Source organism: Shinella sp. NM-101 (assembly GCF_021401195.1).
GTDB lineage: Bacteria > Pseudomonadota > Alphaproteobacteria > Rhizobiales > Rhizobiaceae > Shinella.
Window position 1 is genome coordinate 1 of the sequence record NZ_JACBFT010000052.1, and the last position, 1,160, is coordinate 1,160.

Genomic DNA, 1,160 nt, shown 5'->3' on the forward strand with positions numbered 1-1,160 from the left:
GCGACGATGCCGGCGCCGACGGTGCGGCCGCCTTCGCGGATGGCGAAGCGCAGCTTTTCTTCCATCGCGATCGGAACGATCAGCTCGACGTCAACCGTCACGTTGTCGCCCGGCATCACCATTTCCGTGCCTTCCGGAAGCGTCACGATGCCCGTCACGTCCGTCGTGCGGAAGTAGAACTGCGGACGGTAGTTCGTGAAGAACGGCGTATGACGGCCGCCTTCTTCCTTCGTCAGGATGTAGGCTTCGGCCTTGAACTTCTTGTGCGGCTTGACCGAACCCGGCTTGCACAGGATCTGGCCACGCTCGACGCCGTCACGCGTGACGCCGCGCAGCAGCGCGCCGATGTTGTCGCCGGCCTGGCCCTGGTCGAGCAGCTTGCGGAACATCTCGACGCCCGTGCAGGTCGTCTTCGTCGTCGGACGGATGCCGACGATCTCGATTTCCTCACCGACCTTGACGATGCCGCGCTCGACGCGACCCGTGACAACCGTGCCACGGCCCGAGATCGAGAACACGTCTTCGATCGGCATCAGGAAGGGCTGGTCGATCGGACGTTCCGGGGTCGGGATGTAGTCGTCGACTGCGGCCATCAGGGCGCGGATCGCGTCTTCGCCGATTTCCTTGTTGGAATCTTCGAGGGCGGCGAGAGCCGAGCCCTTGACGATCGGAATGTCGTCGCCCGGGAATTCGTAGGACGACAGCAGTTCGCGCACTTCCAGCTCGACGAGCTCGAGAAGCTCGGCGTCGTCGACCTGGTCGACCTTGTTGAGGAACACGACGATGGCGGGAACGCCGACCTGGCGGGCGAGCAGGATGTGCTCGCGGGTCTGCGGCATCGGGCCGTCGGCAGCCGAGACGACGAGGATCGCGCCGTCCATCTGGGCCGCACCGGTGATCATGTTCTTGACGTAGTCGGCGTGGCCGGGGCAGTCGACATGCGCATAGTGGCGGTTGGCCGTCTCGTATTCGACGTGCGCCGTCGAGATGGTGATGCCGCGCGCCTTTTCTTCCGGTGCGGCGTCGATCTGGTCATACGCCTTGAACTCGCCGAAATACTTCGTGATCGCTGCCGTCGTCGACGTCTTGCCATGGTCAACGTGGCCGATCGTGCCGATGTTTACGTGAGGCTTGTTGCGCTCAAACTTACCTTTTGCCAT

General features: G+C 63.4%; 1 protein-coding gene. It reads right to left on the minus strand.

All coding sequences use genetic code 11. The features are described 5' to 3' along the window. Nucleotides 1–1,160, minus strand: a 1,160-nt coding sequence (gene tuf, locus L0976_RS28525) for an elongation factor Tu (protein WP_234190768.1), incomplete at both ends; no start/stop codon positions are given.